17 protein-coding genes and 1 pseudogene are annotated in these 17360 nt (G+C 69.2%); 12 read left to right on the top strand and 6 right to left on the bottom strand.

Features of this window, described 5'->3' with window-relative positions:
• Window positions 1–45: 45 nt before the first annotated feature.
• From AC1DG4_RS14680 to AC1DG4_RS14640, 9 genes and pseudogenes are all read left to right on the top strand, one after another.
• Window positions 46–348: a rhodanese-like domain-containing protein gene (locus AC1DG4_RS14680; RefSeq protein ID WP_477378616.1), complete on the top strand. Its 303-nt coding sequence runs from the start codon at window positions 46–48 to the stop codon at window positions 346–348.
• Window positions 345–596, top strand: a pseudogene (locus tag AC1DG4_RS14675) (glutaredoxin family protein); the annotation flags it as partial. The gene AC1DG4_RS14680 and the pseudogene AC1DG4_RS14675, both read left to right, overlap by 4 nt.
• Before the next feature lie 134 nt (window positions 597–730).
• A complete protein-coding gene (locus AC1DG4_RS14670) occupies window positions 731–1033 on the top strand; it encodes a Dabb family protein (protein ID WP_477378617.1) in 303 nt (100 codons plus the stop codon).
• Window positions 1034–1265: 232 nt separating this feature from the next.
• On the top strand, window positions 1266–2087 hold the full coding sequence (locus AC1DG4_RS14665) for a basic amino acid ABC transporter substrate-binding protein (RefSeq protein WP_477378619.1): 822 nt from the start codon (window positions 1266–1268) through the stop codon (window positions 2085–2087).
• A 20-nt stretch (window positions 2088–2107) separates the two neighbouring features.
• Window positions 2108–2899, top strand: coding sequence for an amino acid ABC transporter permease (locus AC1DG4_RS14660; RefSeq protein WP_477378621.1), 792 nt, complete (start codon window positions 2108–2110; stop codon window positions 2897–2899).
• The gene (locus tag AC1DG4_RS14655; protein WP_477378623.1) at window positions 2896–3651 is read left to right on the top strand and encodes an amino acid ABC transporter ATP-binding protein; all 756 of its coding nucleotides are present in this window, start codon (window positions 2896–2898) and stop codon (window positions 3649–3651) included. Before AC1DG4_RS14660 ends, AC1DG4_RS14655 begins: the two co-directional genes overlap by 4 nt.
• A 219-nt stretch (window positions 3652–3870) precedes the next feature.
• Window positions 3871–5172 carry an alpha/beta hydrolase gene (locus AC1DG4_RS14650; protein WP_477378625.1) on the top strand — a complete coding sequence of 434 codons (1302 nt, stop codon included), beginning with the start codon at window positions 3871–3873 and terminating at the stop codon, window positions 5170–5172.
• Window positions 5169–7637 carry a bifunctional lysylphosphatidylglycerol flippase/synthetase MprF gene (locus tag AC1DG4_RS14645; RefSeq protein WP_477378627.1) on the top strand — a complete coding sequence of 823 codons (2469 nt, stop codon included), beginning with the start codon at window positions 5169–5171 and terminating at the stop codon, window positions 7635–7637. Before AC1DG4_RS14650 ends, AC1DG4_RS14645 begins: the two co-directional genes overlap by 4 nt.
• Window positions 7638–7799: 162 nt before the next feature.
• The gene (locus AC1DG4_RS14640) at window positions 7800–8795 is read left to right on the top strand and encodes an alpha/beta hydrolase (RefSeq protein WP_477378629.1); all 996 of its coding nucleotides are present in this window, start codon (window positions 7800–7802) and stop codon (window positions 8793–8795) included.
• Here AC1DG4_RS14640 and AC1DG4_RS14635 read toward each other — a convergent pair.
• From AC1DG4_RS14635 to AC1DG4_RS14620, 4 genes are read right to left on the bottom strand one after another with little or no spacing between them, the layout of a single operon-like run.
• On the bottom strand, window positions 8792–9880 hold the full coding sequence (locus AC1DG4_RS14635; protein WP_477378631.1) for an ABC transporter ATP-binding protein: 1089 nt from the start codon (window positions 9878–9880) through the stop codon (window positions 8792–8794). The two genes, AC1DG4_RS14640 and AC1DG4_RS14635, sit on opposite strands and share 4 nt — an antisense overlap.
• On the bottom strand, window positions 9877–10674 hold the full coding sequence (locus tag AC1DG4_RS14630) for an ABC transporter permease (RefSeq protein ID WP_477378633.1): 798 nt from the start codon (window positions 10672–10674) through the stop codon (window positions 9877–9879). Before AC1DG4_RS14630 ends, AC1DG4_RS14635 begins: the two co-directional genes overlap by 4 nt.
• Window positions 10671–11621: an ABC transporter permease gene (locus AC1DG4_RS14625; protein WP_477378635.1), complete on the bottom strand. Its 951-nt coding sequence runs from the start codon at window positions 11619–11621 to the stop codon at window positions 10671–10673. Before AC1DG4_RS14625 ends, AC1DG4_RS14630 begins: the two co-directional genes overlap by 4 nt.
• Window positions 11618–12763: an ABC transporter substrate-binding protein gene (locus AC1DG4_RS14620; RefSeq protein WP_477378637.1), complete on the bottom strand. Its 1146-nt coding sequence runs from the start codon at window positions 12761–12763 to the stop codon at window positions 11618–11620. The genes AC1DG4_RS14625 and AC1DG4_RS14620 overlap by 4 nt, the downstream gene beginning before the upstream one ends.
• Before the next feature lie 227 nt (window positions 12764–12990).
• Between AC1DG4_RS14620 and AC1DG4_RS14615 the strand changes: the two genes are divergently transcribed.
• Complete coding sequence (locus AC1DG4_RS14615; protein ID WP_477378638.1) at window positions 12991–13452, top strand: hypothetical protein; 462 nt, start codon at window positions 12991–12993, stop codon at window positions 13450–13452.
• Between the two features lie 135 nt (window positions 13453–13587).
• On the opposite strand, the gene AC1DG4_RS14610 is transcribed toward AC1DG4_RS14615, so the two are convergent.
• Together AC1DG4_RS14610 and aspS are read right to left on the bottom strand one after the other, a co-directional pair.
• Window positions 13588–14103 (bottom strand): GNAT family N-acetyltransferase, encoded by a 516-nt coding sequence (locus tag AC1DG4_RS14610; protein WP_477378640.1) that lies wholly within the window; start codon window positions 14101–14103, stop codon window positions 13588–13590.
• Window positions 14104–14337: 234 nt separating this feature from the next.
• Window positions 14338–16128 carry an aspartate--tRNA ligase gene (gene aspS, locus AC1DG4_RS14605; protein ID WP_477378642.1) on the bottom strand — a complete coding sequence of 597 codons (1791 nt, stop codon included), beginning with the start codon at window positions 16126–16128 and terminating at the stop codon, window positions 14338–14340.
• 136 nt (window positions 16129–16264) lie between these two features.
• Between aspS and AC1DG4_RS14600 the strand changes: the two genes are divergently transcribed.
• Window positions 16265–16660, top strand: coding sequence for a DUF5684 domain-containing protein (locus AC1DG4_RS14600; protein WP_477378644.1), 396 nt, complete (start codon window positions 16265–16267; stop codon window positions 16658–16660).
• Between the two features lie 4 nt (window positions 16661–16664).
• Window positions 16665–17288 carry a histidine phosphatase family protein gene (locus AC1DG4_RS14595; protein ID WP_477378646.1) on the top strand — a complete coding sequence of 208 codons (624 nt, stop codon included), beginning with the start codon at window positions 16665–16667 and terminating at the stop codon, window positions 17286–17288.
• Window positions 17289–17360: the final 72 nt, after the last annotated feature.

Raw genomic sequence — 17360 nt, 5'->3', positions numbered from 1 at the left:
CGGCTCGGCGCGCCCGGGAGCCCGGCGTCTGGAAGAATCGGATCCATGAAGACGATCACCGTCGCCCAGCTGGCCGAGCGCACCGAGACGCCTCTCATCGACGTGCGCGAGAGGAGCGAGTTCGCCTCGGGGCACGTGCCCGGAGCGGTGAACCTGCCGATGTCCGAGATCGGGGACCTGCTGCACGAGCTCCCTGACCAGGCGTTCGACGTGATCTGCCAGCTCGGCGGGCGCTCGGCGCGCGTCGTGGAGGCGCTCGAGGCGCGTGGCTACGATGCCACGAACGTCGAGGGCGGCACGGCCGAATGGATCGCGGAGGGGCGCGCGATCGAGACGCCCGCGTCGTGATCACGCTGACCCTGATCGGCAAGCCCGACTGCCATCTGTGCGACGTCGCCTCCGATGTGGTCGACGCGGTCGTCGCGGAGCTGCCGGATGCACTCGCCGAGGACATGGAGATCACCGAGCTGTCGATCCTCGACGACCCCGCGCTCTACGAGAGGTACTGGGAGAAGATCCCCGTGCTGCTGATCGACGGCGAGATGCACGGGCATTGGCGGATCTCGCCCGATCGGCTCCGCGACGCCCTCGCCGAGAAGGCCGGGGGCGCGAGCGACCGGGAACGAGCCGTAGACGCGGCAGAAGAAGCTGCGGCAGAAGGTACTTCGGCCGGAGAACCTGCGGCCGGAGAACCTGCGGCCGAAGAAGCTGCGGCAGAAGGAGAAGAGCGATGACGCTGCGACACGTGGTGACCTGGAAGATGGCGGCGACCGATCCGGCAGAGCGCGCGGAGCACGCCGCGGGCGTGGCCTCGCGGCTGGAGGGGCTCGTGGGCGTGGTGCCGTCGATCCGTGCCCTCAGCACGGGCGTCAACGCGCTCGCGATCGAGGGCAACTGGGACGTGACGCTGATCGCCGACTTCGATGATGCCGCGGGTCTGGACGCATACCAGGTGCACCCGGCGCATCAGGAGGTCGTGGGCTATGTGCGCTCGGTCTCGGGCGGGCGCTCGGCCGTCGACTTCGAGGTCTGAAGAGCAGGTCGATCCGGCTTCCCTGACGCGTCACGTGAGTCATCGTCTCGGATCTCAGACATTCTGGACGCCCGGAGAGGATCGCGACCCGCGGGATTCCGCGGTGACGGTGTCGCCGAGACCGAACCGAGACAGCGGTGGGTGCCTTCCCGTTACACGGTGGTAACCGCACCGTGTCAAGATTGTCGGCAACCCGCATAGGACGCCCGCGTCCTCGACACAGGAGTCGCACATGGAACGTCGCTCGAAGATCGCCTACGGACTCGCCCTCGCGGCAGCCGCCACTCTCACCCTCGCCGGGTGCTCGACCGGGGCGGCCGCCGACCCGAGCGCGAGTGCCGCCGGTGGCACGGACTACGGCCTGATCACCGCGGGCACGCTCACCGTGTGCTCCGACATCCCCTACAAGCCGTTCGAGTACGAGGAGTCGGCGGGATCCGGCAAGTACACCGGCTTCGACGTCGACCTGCTCACCGCGATCGGCGACAAGCTCGACCTGAAGACGCAGTTCCAGGTCACCAACTTCGACACGCTGCAGTCGGGCGCAGCCCTGCTCGCGGGCCAATGCGACATGGGTGCCTCTGCGATGACGATCACCGACGAGCGCAAGAAGAACATCGACTTCTCCGACGGGTACTACGACTCGCTGCAGTCTCTGCTCGTCAAGACCAGCTCCGGTATCAAGGACATCAACGGCCTCTCCGGCAAGAACGTCGGCGTGCAGCAGGGCACGACCGGCGAGAACTATGCGAAGGAGCACGCCAAGGGCGCCAGCCTCGTGCAGTTCTCCGACGACGGCGTGCTGTGGCCCGCCCTCCAGGGCGGTCAGGTCGACGCGATCCTGCAGGATCTGCCGGTCAACCTCCAGCATGAGAAGGACGACTCGTCCTACAAGGTCGTCGAGACCTACAAGACCGACGAGCAGTACGGCTTCGCTTTTGCGAAGGGCAAGAACGAGACCTTGCGCAAGGCCATCAACGAGCAGCTGAAGGCGCTCAAGGACAACGGCGAGTACAAGAAGATCTACGACAAGTACTTCACTGCGGCGAAGTGACCGGGGCCTGACTCACGCCGATGGCTCTGAAGAAGCGGACCCGCACACGGGTCTACCACTACACCGTCTACGCGGTGATCGTCGCGCTCGTCGCGTGGGCCGCGCTCGCCACGGACTGGCCCACGGTCGCGAAGCAGTTCGCGAATCCCGAGGTCGCGCTGAAGATGCTCCCGGGCATCATCACCGTCGGTCTCAAGAACACGCTGCTGTTCACGATCGAGTCCTTCGCGGGAGGCCTCGCCCTCGCGATCGTGCTGGCATTGATGAAACTCAGCAGCATCCCACCGTTCCGGTGGGCCGCGACCGTGTGGATCGAGTTCTTCCGCGGCATCCCCGCGCTGATGACGATCTTCGGGTTCGCGCTCATGCTGCCGATCGCGCTGCACGTCAAGATCCCGGGCGGCCCGGTGGGAGCCGCGACGCTCGGACTCATCGTGGTGAGCTCCGCCTACATGGCCGAGACAATCCGTGCAGGCGTCCAGGCGGTGCCGAAGGGGCAGACGGAGGCCGCGCGCTCGCTCGGTATGTCGCCGACGAGGACCATGGTCTTCATCGTGATGCCCCAGGGGTTCCGCATCATCATTCCGCCGCTCACGAACGAGTTCGTGCTGCTGCTGAAGGACACGTCGCTCTTCTTCATCGCAGGCGCCACGCCGCTCACCTATGAGCTGACGACGTACGCCCGCAACGGCCTGTCCACCTATGCGAATGCCACGCCGATGGTGATGGCGGCGCTGCTGTACCTGGTCGTGACGATCCCGCTGACGCGGTTGACGGCCTGGCTCGAGCGACGGATGGCGAGGGAACGATGAGCACCGACCTGATCAACCTGAACGCGCCTGCGATCGACATCCAAGGGCTCGTCAAGCACTACGGCGACAACGAGGTGCTCAAGGGCATCGACCTGACCGTGCACGCCGGCGACGTCGTCTGCGTGATCGGCCCCTCGGGATCCGGCAAGTCGACGCTGCTGCGCTCGGTGAACATGCTCGAGGAGCCGACGGGCGGGAAGATCTTCGTGGAGGGGATCGACATCACCGATCCCGACATCGACCTCGACCGCGTGCGCGCGCGCATCGGGATGGTGTTCCAGAGCTTCAACCTGTTCCCGCACATGAGCGTGCTCGGCAACCTGACGATCGCTCAGCGTCAGGTGAAGAAGCGCGGCAAGGCCGAGGCGGAGAAGGTCGCCAAGGCGATGCTGGAGCGTGTGGGCATGGCGCACAAGGCTGACGCCTACCCGAGCCACTTGTCCGGCGGGCAGCAGCAGCGCGTGGCCATCGCGCGGTCGCTGTGCATGAACCCGGACATGATGCTCTTCGACGAGCCCACGTCGGCGCTCGACCCCGAGCTCGTCGGCGAGGTGCTGCAGGTGATGCGGACGCTCGCCGACGAGGGCATGACCATGATGGTGGTCACGCACGAGATGGGCTTCGCCAGGGAGGTCGGCTCCCGCCTGATCTTCATGGACGGCGGGCACATCCTCGAGGAGGGCGACCCCCGTGAGGTGCTCGCGAACCCGCAGCACCAGCGCACGAAGGACTTCCTCGCGCGCGTGCTGTAAGACGCCTGCGACGAAAGGCCACCCCTGAGTCGCGGATCTGTAGCGCAAACCGGTGGCGCCGACCGGAATCCATGAGACGCGCCGGGGACTTATCCGCCCCCGGCGCGTCTCATAGCGTTCTCCGAGCCTGATCGGGGCCCTCGCACCGGTTCCGCCGAGGCGGCACGGAATACGATGGGTCGTCGCCCCGTCCGGAGGCGGGAACGGAGCACGCCCTTCATGCCGCGATGGTTGCTGGAGTTGGACCTCGCCGAGGGACCGGTGCCCTGGATCGTCTGGGGGCTCGCCGCCGCGGGCCTCGTCGCGCTGCTGATCCGACCGCTCCGCCGGCGCTGGATCGTGCGCGCCTCGATCGGCGTGGTCGCCGGTGCGCTCGTGGGCTGGTTCCTCGTGGTGTTCGTCGACGTCGCCGACCTGTTCGGCGTGCCGATGCCCGATGCGGTGAAGTGGTGGACGTCCGGTGGTTTCGCGCTGATCGGGCTGGCGATCGTGAGCCTGTGGGACTCGCGCTGGTGGCGCAAGATCATCGCGATCCTCACCGTGATCGCCTCCGTGCTCTCGATGGGCATCGGCATCAACCAGGCGTTCGCGCTGGACCGCACGCTCGGCGACATCCTCGGCATCAACACGCTGGGGGCGCTGGACGACTTCGCACCGCCGCTGAGCAACCCCGACCCGTCCACGAAGCCCTTGGCCGAGACGTGGACGCCGCCTCAGGGCATGCCGGCGCACGGACGGTTCGGATCGCTGTCCGGTGAGAACGCGCCCACGTCCTCCGCAGGGTTCAAGCCTCGCAAGGCGACCGTCTACCTGCCTCCGGCGGCACTCGTGGCGGATCCGCCGGCCCTTCCCGTCGTGGTCTTGATGATGGGCCTGCCGGGCTATCCCAATCCGCATCCGATGGTGGACGTCATGGACGAGTTCGCCGCGAAGCACGACGGCCTCGCGCCTATCGTGATCATCGCGGACCAGCTCGGTGCAGAGGATCAGAACCCCGGTTGCATCGACTCGGCCGCCTATGGCGGCGTCGAGACGTACTTCAACAAGGACATCCCGGACTGGATCCGCGGGCATCTGCGGGTGCTGCAGGATCCGAAGTACTGGACGATCGCCGGGTACTCGAACGGCGGGGCCTGCGCGTTCATCTACGGCGCCAGGCATCCCGGCATCTGGGGGAACATCGCCACCGCGTCCGGTGAGCCCTGGGCGGGCTTCGGCGACCCCAAGTCGGTCGAGAAGGCGTTCAAGGGCGACCAGGCCGCGTTCGACGCCAACAAGCCGGAGGCGATCCTCGCCGAGCACCCCGGAGCCTATGCGGGGCACTACGCGATCTTCGCGGCGGGCGCGCTCGACAGGAAGTACGGGCCCGCGAACCGCGTCTCCGCGGGCCTCGCGAAGGCCGCGGGGTTCACCACGACGTACTACCTCGTGCCGAACGCCACCCATACCGGGCCGGGCCTGCGCGGCGGCCTGGAGAAGGCGTTCGCGGTGCTCTACCCGCGCCTGGGGCTGTCCCGATGACCTCCTCGCGGGCGACGGCAGCGGTCCTGGCGGTGGCGCGCAGGGCCGGGCGCTACGCGCGTCATCATCCGTTCGCCGTCGGTCTGCCCTTCCTCCTCCTGGTCAGCGGTCTGGTGCTCGGACCGCTGCGCGGGTATCGTCCTGCCGGGGTCGGGCTCAGCCCGCTCGCGTTCGGGCGTGAGCGGGAGTGGTGGACGCCGCTGACGGCGCTGCTCGTGCCGGACTCATGGGGCGGCCTGCTGCTGTCCGCCGTGCTCGCCCTCACGCTGCTGGCCTACGCGGAGCGGCTGATGGGCACCTGGCGCGTCGTGAGCGCCTTCCTCGTGACGGGCGTGATCGGCGGGCTGCTCGGCCTCGGCATCCAGTCGCTGGCCTGGTCGTGGGGGCAGGTGTGGGCGCGGATCGACGCCCGCGGCGCCGTGCTGGATCCCTCGATCGGGATCTTCGGGGCGATCCTGGCGGGCAGCGCATTCGCGCCGGCCCTGTACCGCCGCCGGATCCGCCTGCTCGGCCTCTCGCTCCTCGTCACTTACACGTTGTACGGCGGCGACGCGGACAGCGTCTACCGACTGCTGGCCGCGCTCGCCGGTCTCGTCCTCGGCGTGATCCTCACGAGCGGCCGGCCGCGGCCCGCCTGGTACCGCAGTTCGTATCACGAGACCAGGACCCTCACCGCGGCCATGGTCGCGGTGACCGGCCTGGGGCCGTTGATCGTGCTCCTCACCGGCGTGGGCATCGGACCGCTGGCTCCCGTGGTCGCGGGACTGCGCGGCGTCGACATCTCCGGGATCACCGACGCGTGCGCGCGGAACAACGCCTCCGCGCACTGCGTCGCCGGAGTGACCACCGCGGTCGCCGCCGGAACCGGCGTGGTGCTGATGAGCCTCGTCCCCCTGCTGCTCAGCCTGGTCGCGGCATGGGGCCTGCGCTCCGGACGCCGCGCCGCGTGGTTCCTCGCGATCGGCGTGAACGCCGTGATGGCGCTGCTCACCGGTCTCAGCGTGGCCACCCGTTCGCTCCGGGTGCCGACGGATGTGATCGCGATCGACCGGCAATTCCCCGGATTCTCCGTGCTGGCGATCCTCGTCCCGGTCGGGATGTGCATCCTGCTCGCGATGACGCATCGTCGGTTCGCCGTGCGCGCATCGCGTCGCGCGGTGCGGCGGTTCTCGCTCACGATCGGGATCGCGTTCGTGGTGCTGGCCGCCACGAACATGATCCTTGTTTCGGCCGTTTCGCACTCGCCATCGTTCTGGTCTTCCCTGGGGACGACGCTGCGCCGGTTCCTGCCTACGATCATCGGCCGCCCGAGCGGGCACACGCCGCTCACCGGAATCGCGCTCGCGCTGCACCGGGACGTGGGCGCGCTGTTCTGGCTCGTCTTCGCGATCGCCATGGTCGCGCTGCTGCTGGGACGATCGCGCAAGGCGGCGGACGATGCGGAGCGGTTCCGCACCCAGCTGCGCACGACCGACGGAGGCACGCTCGGGTTCATGGGCACCTGGGAGGGCAACGAGCACTGGTTCACGGCGGACGGCCGTGGTGCGGTCGCCTACCGCGTCGTGAACGACATCGCGATCGCCGTGGGGGATCCGGTCTGCACGCCGGGCGACAGGGCGAAGACGATCCGCGGATTCCTGGACTTCTGCGACGCGAACGCCTGGACGGCGGTGTTCTACAGCACGCACGAGGAGTTCGCTCCGGCATTCAAGGACATCGGGTGGAAGAGCATCTCGGTGGCGGAGGAGACCCTGGTGCCGCTCGATCGGTTCGAGCTGACCGGCAAGGTGTGGACCAAGGTGCGTCAGCCGTACAACCGCGGACAGCGCGACGGGCTCACAACGCTCTGGACCACGTGGGAGCAGCTGCCCGCGGGCCTGGTCGCACAGCTGGACGCCCTCAGCGAGCAGTGGATCGCGGAGAAGGCGCTGCCGGAGATGCGCTTCACCCTGGGCGGGATGGAGGAGCTCAGGGATCCGGACGTCGAGATCCTGCTCGCGATCGGACCCGAGGGGGAGCTGCAGGCCGTGACCAGCTGGATGCCGGTGTGGCGCGAGGGTGAGCTGGTGGGCCGAACACTCGATTTCATGCGCCGCGCCGACGGTGCGATGCCCGGTGTCATGGAGTTCGCGATCGCTTCGGCGGCGCTGCACATGAAGGAGCAGGGGCTGGAGGTCATGAGCCTCTCCGGGGCGCCGCTCGCGCAGACCGTGGACGGCGATGCCGATGCGGATCCCGGGATCACCCGGCTGCTGGGATGGCTGAGCCGAGTGCTCGAGCCCGCGTACGGCTTCGCCTCGCTGCTGCGGTACAAGGGCAAGTTCAACCCCGAGTACCGTCCGATGTACCTGTTCTACGCCGACAACGGGCAGCTTCCGGCGATCGGGCTCGCGATCGGACGCGCATACCTGCCGAACGCCTCGCCGGCCGAGTACATGGCGCTCGCCCGATCGCTCGCGGGCTGACCTCCTGACACTGCGGAGGCGCCGCGCCCCGGGACGGCGCCTCCGACGTGTCAGCTCAGTCCTCGGTCTCGAGAGCCGCGATCATGTGTTTCCTGTGCGTCGGCGAGCCAGGGTCCGGTCCTCGTTACGATGGGGCGGGCGGGGTCAGGAGGCGTGTGCGAGATGTCCTCTTCGACGACGCGTGCCAGGAGCCGCGCCGGTGCGCTCGCCGTCCTGCTCGTGGCCGGGACGCTGGCCGTCCTGCTCGGCGTGATCGGCCGGCCCTGGTCGCCGGCACCCGGGGCGCCGCGCACCATGTCCGGGGCATCCGCGCTGCCGCTCTTCGATACCTGGACGCCGCCCGCCGACCTGCCGGCGAAAGGCAGCGTGACCCGGCTCACGGGGGATGAGCGCATCCCCTCCTCCGCCGGATTCGTTCCGAGGGACGCCTCGCTCTATCGGCCTCCGGCCGCGCTCGTTCCGGATCCGCCCGCGCTGCCGCTGGTCGTGTTCATGATGGGTGAGCCGGGCGATCCGGATCCGTCGTTCGTCGCGGCCGCGATGGACAGGCTCGCCGCCGCGCACCACGGGCTCGCCCCGATCGTGATCGTGGCGGACCAGCTCGGCTCCGAGGACGGCAACCCGGCCTGCGTGGATTCCGCCGCGTACGGCGGCGTGGAGACGTACTTCACGAAGGATGTCCCGGCCTGGGCGCGCAGCCACCTGCGGGTGCAGCCGGGTCCGGCTGCATGGACCATCGCAGGATTCTCGAACGGCGGCGGATGCGCGCTGGACTGGGGCGTCGCGGATCCCGGCCTGTGGGGTGGCATCGTGAGCATCGCGGGGGAGTCGTATCAGGGCACCGAGTTCCCGGACGAGGTGCTCCAGCAGGTGTTCGACGGAGAGCAGAGCGCCTACGAGGCCGCCAAGCCCGCCGCCAGGGCCGCGCAGAACGCCGGCCATTTCGACGGGCACGTGGCCCTGTTCGCCGCGGGCGACCAGGATGCGTTCTTCACGACTCAGGTGCAGCTGTCCGCGCAGATCACGCAGCAGGCGGGCTTCGAGACGCAGGTGTTCACGATCCAGGGCGAGGACCACGTCGGATCCCTCCCCGAGGGGCTCTTGGCGACGTTCGGCGCCCTGTTCCCGCACCTGGGGCTCGCTCCGCCCGGCGGCTAGTCGGTCTGCCGGATCGCCACGGGCTCGGGGTCGACCGCGAGCCCCACGAGGTCCCCGTACTGCGGGTGGATCCGCGCCGAGTGCTGCACGCGCACGAGCAGGCCGTCCTCGGTGCGCACGAGCGTGCGCCGCATGCTCCCCAGGAACATGCTCTCCTCGACGGTCGCCGTCACGGCCGCGCCGATGGGCTCGACCAGCCGCACGTTCTCGGGGCGCAGGAGCACATCGACCTCGCCGGTCGCGGGGATCTGCAGCGGGATCTCGGCGCCCCACACCCGCACCGTCGCCCCGTCGGCGAGCCCGCGCACGACGCTGGACAGCCCGACGAACGCGGCGACGTGCGCTGTCGCAGGGCGCAGGTAGAGCTCCTCCGGCGTGCCGATCTGGTCGATCCGGCCCGCGTTCATCACCGCGATCCGGTCGGAGACGCTGAGCGCCTCCTCCTGGTCGTGCGTGACGAAGACGGTCGTGATGCCGAGCCGCAGCTGCAGCCGGCGGATCTCGTCGCGCAGCTGCACGCGCACCTTGGCGTCCAGCGCCGAGAGCGGCTCGTCCAGCAGCAGGACCCGGGGTTCGGTGACGAGTGCCCGCGCAAGCGCCACGCGCTGCTGCTGACCGCCGGAGAGCTGGTGCGGATACTTGTCGGCGTGCGCCTCGAGCCCGACCAGGGCCAGCGCATCGAGCGCCCGCCGCCGGGCCTCGGCCGTGGCGACCCTGCGCCGGCGGAGCCCGAACGCCGTGTTGTCCACCACGCGCAGATGAGGGAACAGCGAGTAGGACTGGAACACCATGCCCAGGTCGCGCTTGTTCGTCGGGACGCCCGACACGTCCCTGCCGCCCAGCAGCACGGCGCCGCCGTCGGCGTCCTCGAGTCCTGCGAGCACACGGAGCAGAGTGGTCTTGCCGCAGCCGGAGGGGCCGAGCAGCGAGACGAACTCGCCCGGCGCGATGTCGAGGTCGATACCGTGCAGGACCGTGGTCCTGCTGTAGCTCTTCACGATCTCGCGGAACTCGACGCGGGTGCCGTCGGCCCGATCCGCGAGCAGGGAGTTGTCCGCCGTGCGGGGGAGCGCGATGTCGCTCATGAGTCGGCCTTTCCGGAGCGGCCGCGGGCGGCTCTTCCGATGATGAGGAGCAGGAGGAAGCTGAACGTGAGCGCCATCAGGGCGAACATCGCCGGAGCCCAGCCGTCCTGCTTCTGCACGACCACGAGCGCGGTCTGCAGCACGTCGCGATTCAGCAGAGAGGCGATCGTGAACTCGCCGAGCACGACCGCGATGGACAGGAGGGAGGCGGCGAGCAGTCCCTGACGCAGGTTCGGCGCGAGCACGCGCAGCACGACCGTGCCCCATCCGGCGCCCAGGGAGCGGGCCGCCTCGGCGAGCGTGGTCATATCGACCGCATCGATCGACGCCTGGATGGATCGGTACGCGAAGGGCAGCACGGTGATGCCGTACGCGAACGCGAGGGTCCAGGCGCCCGTGCCGAACGACCGCCCGATCTGCAGGTAGATCGGGGTGAGGCCGACCACGAGCACGATCGCCGGGATCGAGAGGGGCAAGAGTACGACGAACTCGAAGAGCGGGCGCAGCCGCGGGTAGCGCAGGTTCACCAGGATCATCGTGGGTGCGAGCACGAGCAGCACGATGAGCACCGTGACGACCGCGAGGACCAGCGAATTGCCGAGCCCGGTCCAGATGGGCTGGTAGATCGCCGCCTTCGCGGGATCTCCGAGAGCTGCCCAGTGCGCGAGGGTGAACCCGCCGTCCTCGCCCCGCAACGTGTACGCGAGCGTCGCGACCAGCGGGATGAGGAAGAAGAGACCGACCAGGATCCCGATGATCCAGCGGGTGAGCGGCGACGGGGCGAGCCGGTTCATGCCTGCCACCTCGCCGCTCGGCGCTGGACCAGGGAGTAGAGCCACATGACGATCCCGACGACGAGGATCATGCCGAGCGCGAGCGCGCCGGCGAGGTTCTCCCGGCCCAGCACCGTCTCGCTCGTGAGCGCGGCACGGATCTGCAGCGGAACGATCTGCGATCCCTGGCTCGCGAGGGCGGCGGCGGTCGCGTACGAGGAGAACGCGTTCGCGAAAAGCAGCAGGAAGCTGGCGAGGAAGGACGGGGCGAGGACGGGGATCCCGATCCGCAGCCAGAAGCTCGCGCGGGTGCCGCCGAGCGTGAGGTTGGCCTCGGTCCACTGCGGCTTCAGCGCCGAGAGGGCGGGCATGAACGTGATGACCATGAGCGGGATCTGGAAGTAGAGGTAGGGCAGGATCAGCCCCGGCAGCTCGTAGATCCACGGTCCCTGGGCGAACAGGTCGATGCCGAGGGTGTTCTTGAGCAGCTCGGTCAGGACGCCGCGAAGACCCAGCGTCGCGATGAACATGAACGCGAGCATCACGCCGCCGGTCTGCGCGAGCACTCCGGAGGCGGCGTCGATCACGGTGCGCACACCGCCTCCGGGGTTCATGCCGAGCAGGGCGTAGCAGACGAGGGCGCCGACCACCGCGCCGATCGCCGCGGTGAGGAGGGACAGGCCCGCGGAGTTCGCGAACGTGAGCAGCACCGTCGGATCCCAGAGCGCGGAGAGATTGCTCGTGGTGAAGGCGCCGTCGCGGGTGAAGAAGCCGGTGGCGACCGCGAGGATCGTGGGCAGCACCAGGAACAGCAGCAGGTAGGCCGCGAACGGAACGAGTCCGATCGCGGCGAGCCCCCGGGTCAGGCGGGCAGGGAGAGGGGTGCGACCCGCCCCGGGCCGGGCCGAAGCGCGAGGCTCCGACCCGGCACGGGATGCGGCGGGAGCCGCGGTGGTGTCGGAGGTCACTGGACGGCCGCGGCCCACTTCTCGCCGAGCAGCTTGCCGGCAGCGGTGCTCTGCGCCTCGGTCGGCACGACGGTCTCCTTGGGAGCCGTGGGGAGCGCCGCGGCGAGCGTCTTGTCGATCGTCCCTGCCTTGGTCATGGCGTCCATGCGGACGGGGCGGGCGCCGCCCTTGAGCCAGAGGTTCTGGCCCTCGTCGCTGTAGAGGAACTCCTGCCACAGGCGCGCGGCGGCCGGGTGCGGAGCCGCCTTGTTGATCGCCTGGTTGTAGTAGCCGGCGTAGCCGGTGCCCGGCAGGACGACGGTCTTCCAGTTCTTGTTGTCCTTGACGTGCGCGGCGTTCAGGTAGTCCCAGTCGAAGACGACGGGGGTCTCGCCGCTCGCGACGGTCGCCGTGGTGACGTCGACCTTGAGCAGGTTGCCGGCCTTCTGCATGTCGGCGAAGAAGTCGACGCCCTTCTGGTAGTCGTCGAGCGTGCCGCCGGACTGCACCGTGGCGAGGCCCACCGCGGCGAACGCGGCCCCGGCCTGCGTCGGATCGCCGTTGAGCGCGACGGCGCCCTTGTACTCGGACTTCTTCAGGTCGTCGAGGCTCTTCGGCTCCGGGAACTTCGAGGAGTCGTAGCCGATCGACATGTACCCGCCGTAATCGCCCGTGAACAGGCCCGTCTTGTCCTTGAGGTTCTCCGGGATCTCGTCCCACTTCTCCACCTGGTAGGCGGCGAACTTGTCCGTGTTCTGCAGCGTCACCGTCAGGCCGAGATCGAACACGTCGGGAGCCGTGTCCAGGCCCTCGTTCGTCTTGGCGGCCTGGATCTCCTCGGCGCTCGATGCGTCGGGGGAAGCCTCGTTGACGGTGATCTTCGGGTACTTCTTCGTGAACGCGGCGAGGATCTCGCCGTAGTTGGCCCAGTCGTGGGGGAGCGCGATCACGTTGAGCTTGCCCTCGGTCTCCGCGGCCTTCTCGAGGTCGGCCAGGGAGCCGAAGTCCTTGAGCGAGGTGGCGGTCGAAGCCTTGGCGCCGGAGCCGGACGTGCCGGTCGGGTCTGCGGAGGCGGATCCGGAGCAGGCGGAGAGCAGGAGCGCGGCGCTGGTCGCGAGCGCGATGCCGGCGCCGATGCGCGCACGACGGTTGCTGATGAGCATGGTTTCCTCTCGGTGTCCGGCGTCACCGCCGGGTCGGGTTGAGAGGGAATGTACGGCGGCGGAGTTACCGGTCGGGCGGAGCGGGGTGAATGCAGCATGAACGGTTCGGGTCCAGGGCGATCGGCCCTCGGATCATCCTCGGGACCGCGTGCTGCGCCGGAGGGGCGATTGCCGTCGTCGGGACCGCGTACTGCACGGGACCGGGCGCGGTCTGGTTGGATCGGAGCATGAGCACCCTTCCCGAGACGATCGAGCTCGACGGCGCCACCCTGATCCGGATCGACGCACCGGACGACATCGCCTGCTGGATCGGGGGCGTCGAGGGCGGGGACGGCGGGTGGACCGTGAGCCTCATCGCCGAACCGGCGGAGGAGCCCAGCACGGAGGCGCGGGAGGCTGCCCAGGGCATCGTGACCGAGTTCGCGGAGCTCAGCGAGGCCGCGATCCGCTACCTCGTGGAGGAGCTGGCCGGCCCGCGGGGCGCCCTGTCGGACGCCGACCGGGCGCGGCTCGCGGAGGAGGATCCGCCGTTCGGCGCGCCAGAGGCCGTGGTCTGGCAGGACGGCACGTGGATGATGCGCTTCGCGGAGTGCGGCCTGGACATCGGCGACGAGTACGGCGTGGGCGTCATGTTCGCCGGCCGCATCCCGGTCGCGGTCGAGGACCTGTCGGACCCGGACGAGGCCTGAGGCGCCCTTCGTCTCGCTGCGCTCGCTCAGGGACCACCCAGCCCGGACCGGTCCCTGAGCGAGGAGCGCAGCGACGAGACGAAGGGCGTCTCGCTCCGACGTCGTCGGTGCTCGCTCAACGACCGGTGGGCACGCTCAACGACTGGCGGGCGCGTTGTACTTGAAGCCCTTGTGCGATCCTGCGAAGCCGAGGCGCTCGTAGAAGCGGTGCGCCTCGACGCGCTGCGCATCCGAGGTGAGCTGCACGAGCGGGCTGTCCAGGTCGGCGGTCGCGACGTCCATGATCCAGCGCATGAGCGCGGAGCCGACGCCGCTCGAGCGCAGATCCGAGCGCACCCGCACCGCCTCGACGAGCAGGCGGGTCGAGCCGCGGCGGGACATCCCCGGAATGCGGGTGAGTTGGAACGTGCCGACGATTCCGCTGTCGTGCTCGGCGACGAGGAGGTCGTTGGATCCGTCGGCGAGCACCGACTCCAGGCCGGCCGCGTACGCCGGCAGGTCGTCGTCGGAGGCGGTGTCGCCGCGCGCGGCGCTGATCGCGTCATCGGCGAGGAGTGCGACGATCGCCGCGGTGTCCTCGGTGCGCGCGCGGCGCAGCGTCACCTCCCCGATCCGCGTGTCGAGGGGAGCGGGAAGTGTCAGTGCGAGCATGGTCCGATCCTTTCACCTCGGGGACGCCGAACGAGCGTCCTTCGTCTCGCTTCGCTCGCTCAGGAACCGGGGATCAGGAACCGGGGATCAGGAACCGGGGATCGCGAACCGGTCCCTGGGCAGCGTCCTTCGTCTCGCTTCGCTCGCTCAGGAACCGGGGATCGCGAACCGGGGATCAGAACCGGTCCCTGAGCGAGGAGCGCAGCGACGAGACGAAGGGCGTCGCCTCCGCCGTCAGGCGTCGACGGTCTCGACCGACTCGGCCACCGGGTCGACGCCGGCCTCCTTGCGCTGCTCCGCGGTGATCGGGGCGGGTGCGGCGGTGAGCGGGTCGAAGCCGTTGCCGGTCTTCGGGAACGCGATGACCTCGCGGATCGACTCGGTCTTCGACAGGTGCTGCAGCACGCGGTCCATGCCGAGCGCGATGCCGCCGTGCGGCGGGGCGCCGAACTTGAACGCGTCGAGCAGGAAGCCGAACTGCTCCTGCGCGACATCGTCGGAGAGGCCCATGACCTCGAAGACGCGCTTCTGCACGTCCTCGCGGTGGATGCGGATGGATCCGCCGCCGAGCTCGGAGCCGTTGCAGACGATGTCGTACGCGTAGGCGAGAGCGGATCCGGGGTCGGTGTCGAAGGTCGCCTCGAACTCCGGCTTCGGACCGGTGAAGGCGTGGTGAACGGCGGTCCAGGCGCCGGCACCGACGGCGACATCGCCCGAGGCGACCGCGTCGGCGGCCGGCTCGAACATGGGGGCGTCCACGACCCAGGTGAAGGCGAACACCTCGGGGTCGAGCAGGCCAAGGCGGCGGCCGATCTCGACGCGCGCGGCGCCGAGGAGGGCGCGGGAGTCCTTCACGGATCCTGCGGCGAAGAACGCGCAGTCGCCGGGTGCCGCTCCCACGAGCTCGGCGAGGCCCGCCTGCTCGGCCTCGCTGAGGTTCTTCGCAACAGGGCCGCCGAGCGTGCCGTCCTCGTTGAACAGGACGTACGCGAGGCCGCGGGCGCCGCGCTGCTTGGCCCAGTCCTGCCAGGCGTCGAGCACCTTGCGGGGCTGCGAGGCGCCGCCGGGCATGACGACAGCGCCGACGTAGTCGGCCTGGAAGACGCGGAACGTGGTCTCCGAGAAGTACTCGGTCGCCTCGACGAGCTCGAATCCGAAGCGCAGATCCGGCTTGTCGGATCCGTACTTCGCCATCGCGTCGGCGTAGGTCATCCGCGGCAGCGGGGTCTGCACCTCGACGCCGATGGTGGCCCACATCGCGCGGATCACGGCCTCCATCATCTCGATGATGTCCTCCTGGTCGGCGAAGGACATCTCGATGTCGAGCTGGGTGAACTCGGGCTGGCGGTCGGCGCGGAAGTCCTCGTCGCGGTAGCAGCGCGCGATCTGGAAGTACTTCTCCACGCCGCCGACCATGAGCAGCTGCTTGAACAGCTGCGGGCTCTGCGGCAGGGCGTACCAGCTGCCGGGGTGCAGGCGCGCGGGCACGACGAAGTCGCGGGCGCCCTCCGGGGTCGAACGGGTCAGCGTCGGGGTCTCGACCTCGACGAACTCGCGCTCGTGCAGCACGTCGCGCAGGGCCTTGTAGACCTTCGAGCGCAGCTGCAGGGGCGCGATCGCGGCAGGGCGGCGCAGGTCGAGGTAGCGGTGCTTGAAGCGCACGTCCTCACCGACCGGGTCGGTCTCGGCAAGGCCCGAGGAGACCTGGAACGGCAGCGGCGCCGACTCGTTCAGCACGACGACGTCCTGCGCGACGATCTCGATCTCGCCCGAGGGCAGGTTCGGGTTCTCGTTGCCGGCGGGGCGGCTCGATACCTCACCGGTCACCTGCAGCACGAACTCGCTGCGCAACGGGTGCGCGATCTCCTCGTCGCGGATGACGACCTGGGCGATGCCGGATCCGTCGCGCAGATCGATGAAGGCGACTCCGCCGTGGTCACGACGGCGATCGACCCACCCCGCAAGGGTGATGGTCTGACCGATGTGCTCGGCTCGTAGCGAGCCTGCCGTGTGAGTGCGAAGCACGGAATACGCCTCCAACTAGGGAAAAGGGATCCCGTCCATTCTACGGGGACGCGCGGAACGCCTCGTGGTGAGCGGGCGAGGCTCACTAGACTCGCGGCAGCACCACCCCTCGACCGATTCCTGGAAGGCGCTTCACATGCATATCCTCCCCACCGAAGACCCGACCGACGCCGCCAGCAACGTATACGCGGCGCTGTTCTCCGGCACGACCAGCGTCTTCGCGCTGATCTTCTACGTGATCGTCGTGATCGCGCTGTGGAAGGTCTTCACCAAGGCGGGCCACGCGGGCTGGCTCGCGCTCATTCCGATCGTCAACCTGATCTTCCTGATCAAGATCGCCGGCATGAGCGGCTGGTTCGTGCTTCTCTATCTGATCCCGATCGTAAACATCGTGATGTCCATCATCGTCGCGGTGAAGCTCGGCAAGAACTTCGGCAAGGGCGGGGTGTTCTCGTTCTTCCTGCTCTGGCTGTTCTCCTTCATCGGGTACTTCATCATCGGGTTCGGTTCCGCCCAGTACCGCCGCGTCTGATCGGATGGCGGCGGAGCGTCTTCACCTCGTCCGCCACGGCGAGGTCTTCAACCCGGGGCGGATCCTTTACGGACGGCTGCCCGGATACCACCTGAGCGACGCGGGTCGGCGGATGGCGCAGGCCGCCGCCGACCACGTCGCGGCGATGGACCGTCCGGTGTCCGCGCTGCGGTGCTCGCCACTCGAGCGCACGCAGGAATCGGCCGAGCCGTTCACCGCCGCCTTCGGGCTCAGTCCGGTGCTGGACGAGCGGATCATCGAGCCGTGGAATGTGTTCGAAGGCACGCAGATGCGTCGAGCCCTGATGAATCCGTGGAACTGGCGGCACTTGCGTCGTCCCGCGGTGCCGAGCTGGGGCGAGCCGTACTCCTCGGTCGCCGCGCGCATGCGCGACGCTATGGACGAGGCGTGGCACGAGGCCGACGGCGGCGACGTGGTGTTCGTCTCGCACCAGGCGCCGATCTGGATCACGCACCTGTCGGTCGCGGGGCTGCCGTTGCGGCACGACCCGCGGACGCGTCGGTGCGCCCTGTCCAGCGTCACCTCGTTCGAGCGCGTCGGCGACGTGTGGCGCGAGGTCTCCTACGCGGAACCGGCCGCAGGCGGGATCGACCTGGGCGCGGTCTGACGACGGCTTGTTCGATGCTTGTCTGACGTTCGCGTGACGCGACGTCTGGGCGGCGGCCGCTGATCCGCGCCT

The organism is Microbacterium sp. 05N427, assembly GCF_056397105.1.
This window is presented reverse-complemented; position numbering and strand designations above follow the sequence as displayed.

Coding starts and splice junctions, on each gene's coding strand:
- AC1DG4_RS14680 (WP_477378616.1), top strand. CDS start 46: ATGAAGACGATCACCGTCGCCCAGCTGGCCGAGCGCACCGAGACGCCT.
- AC1DG4_RS14670 (WP_477378617.1), top strand. CDS start 731: ATGACGCTGCGACACGTGGTGACCTGGAAGATGGCGGCGACCGATCCG.
- AC1DG4_RS14665 (WP_477378619.1), top strand. CDS start 1,266: ATGGAACGTCGCTCGAAGATCGCCTACGGACTCGCCCTCGCGGCAGCC.
- AC1DG4_RS14660 (WP_477378621.1), top strand. CDS start 2,108: ATGGCTCTGAAGAAGCGGACCCGCACACGGGTCTACCACTACACCGTC.
- AC1DG4_RS14655 (WP_477378623.1), top strand. CDS start 2,896: ATGAGCACCGACCTGATCAACCTGAACGCGCCTGCGATCGACATCCAA.
- AC1DG4_RS14650 (WP_477378625.1), top strand. CDS start 3,871: ATGCCGCGATGGTTGCTGGAGTTGGACCTCGCCGAGGGACCGGTGCCC.
- AC1DG4_RS14645 (WP_477378627.1), top strand. CDS start 5,169: ATGACCTCCTCGCGGGCGACGGCAGCGGTCCTGGCGGTGGCGCGCAGG.
- AC1DG4_RS14640 (WP_477378629.1), top strand. CDS start 7,800: ATGTCCTCTTCGACGACGCGTGCCAGGAGCCGCGCCGGTGCGCTCGCC.
- AC1DG4_RS14635 (WP_477378631.1), bottom strand. CDS start 9,880: ATGAGCGACATCGCGCTCCCCCGCACGGCGGACAACTCCCTGCTCGCG.
- AC1DG4_RS14630 (WP_477378633.1), bottom strand. CDS start 10,674: ATGAACCGGCTCGCCCCGTCGCCGCTCACCCGCTGGATCATCGGGATC.
- AC1DG4_RS14620 (WP_477378637.1), bottom strand. CDS start 12,763: ATGCTCATCAGCAACCGTCGTGCGCGCATCGGCGCCGGCATCGCGCTC.
- AC1DG4_RS14615 (WP_477378638.1), top strand. CDS start 12,991: ATGAGCACCCTTCCCGAGACGATCGAGCTCGACGGCGCCACCCTGATC.
- AC1DG4_RS14610 (WP_477378640.1), bottom strand. CDS start 14,103: ATGCTCGCACTGACACTTCCCGCTCCCCTCGACACGCGGATCGGGGAG.
- AC1DG4_RS14600 (WP_477378644.1), top strand. CDS start 16,265: ATGCATATCCTCCCCACCGAAGACCCGACCGACGCCGCCAGCAACGTA.
- AC1DG4_RS14595 (WP_477378646.1), top strand. CDS start 16,665: ATGGCGGCGGAGCGTCTTCACCTCGTCCGCCACGGCGAGGTCTTCAAC.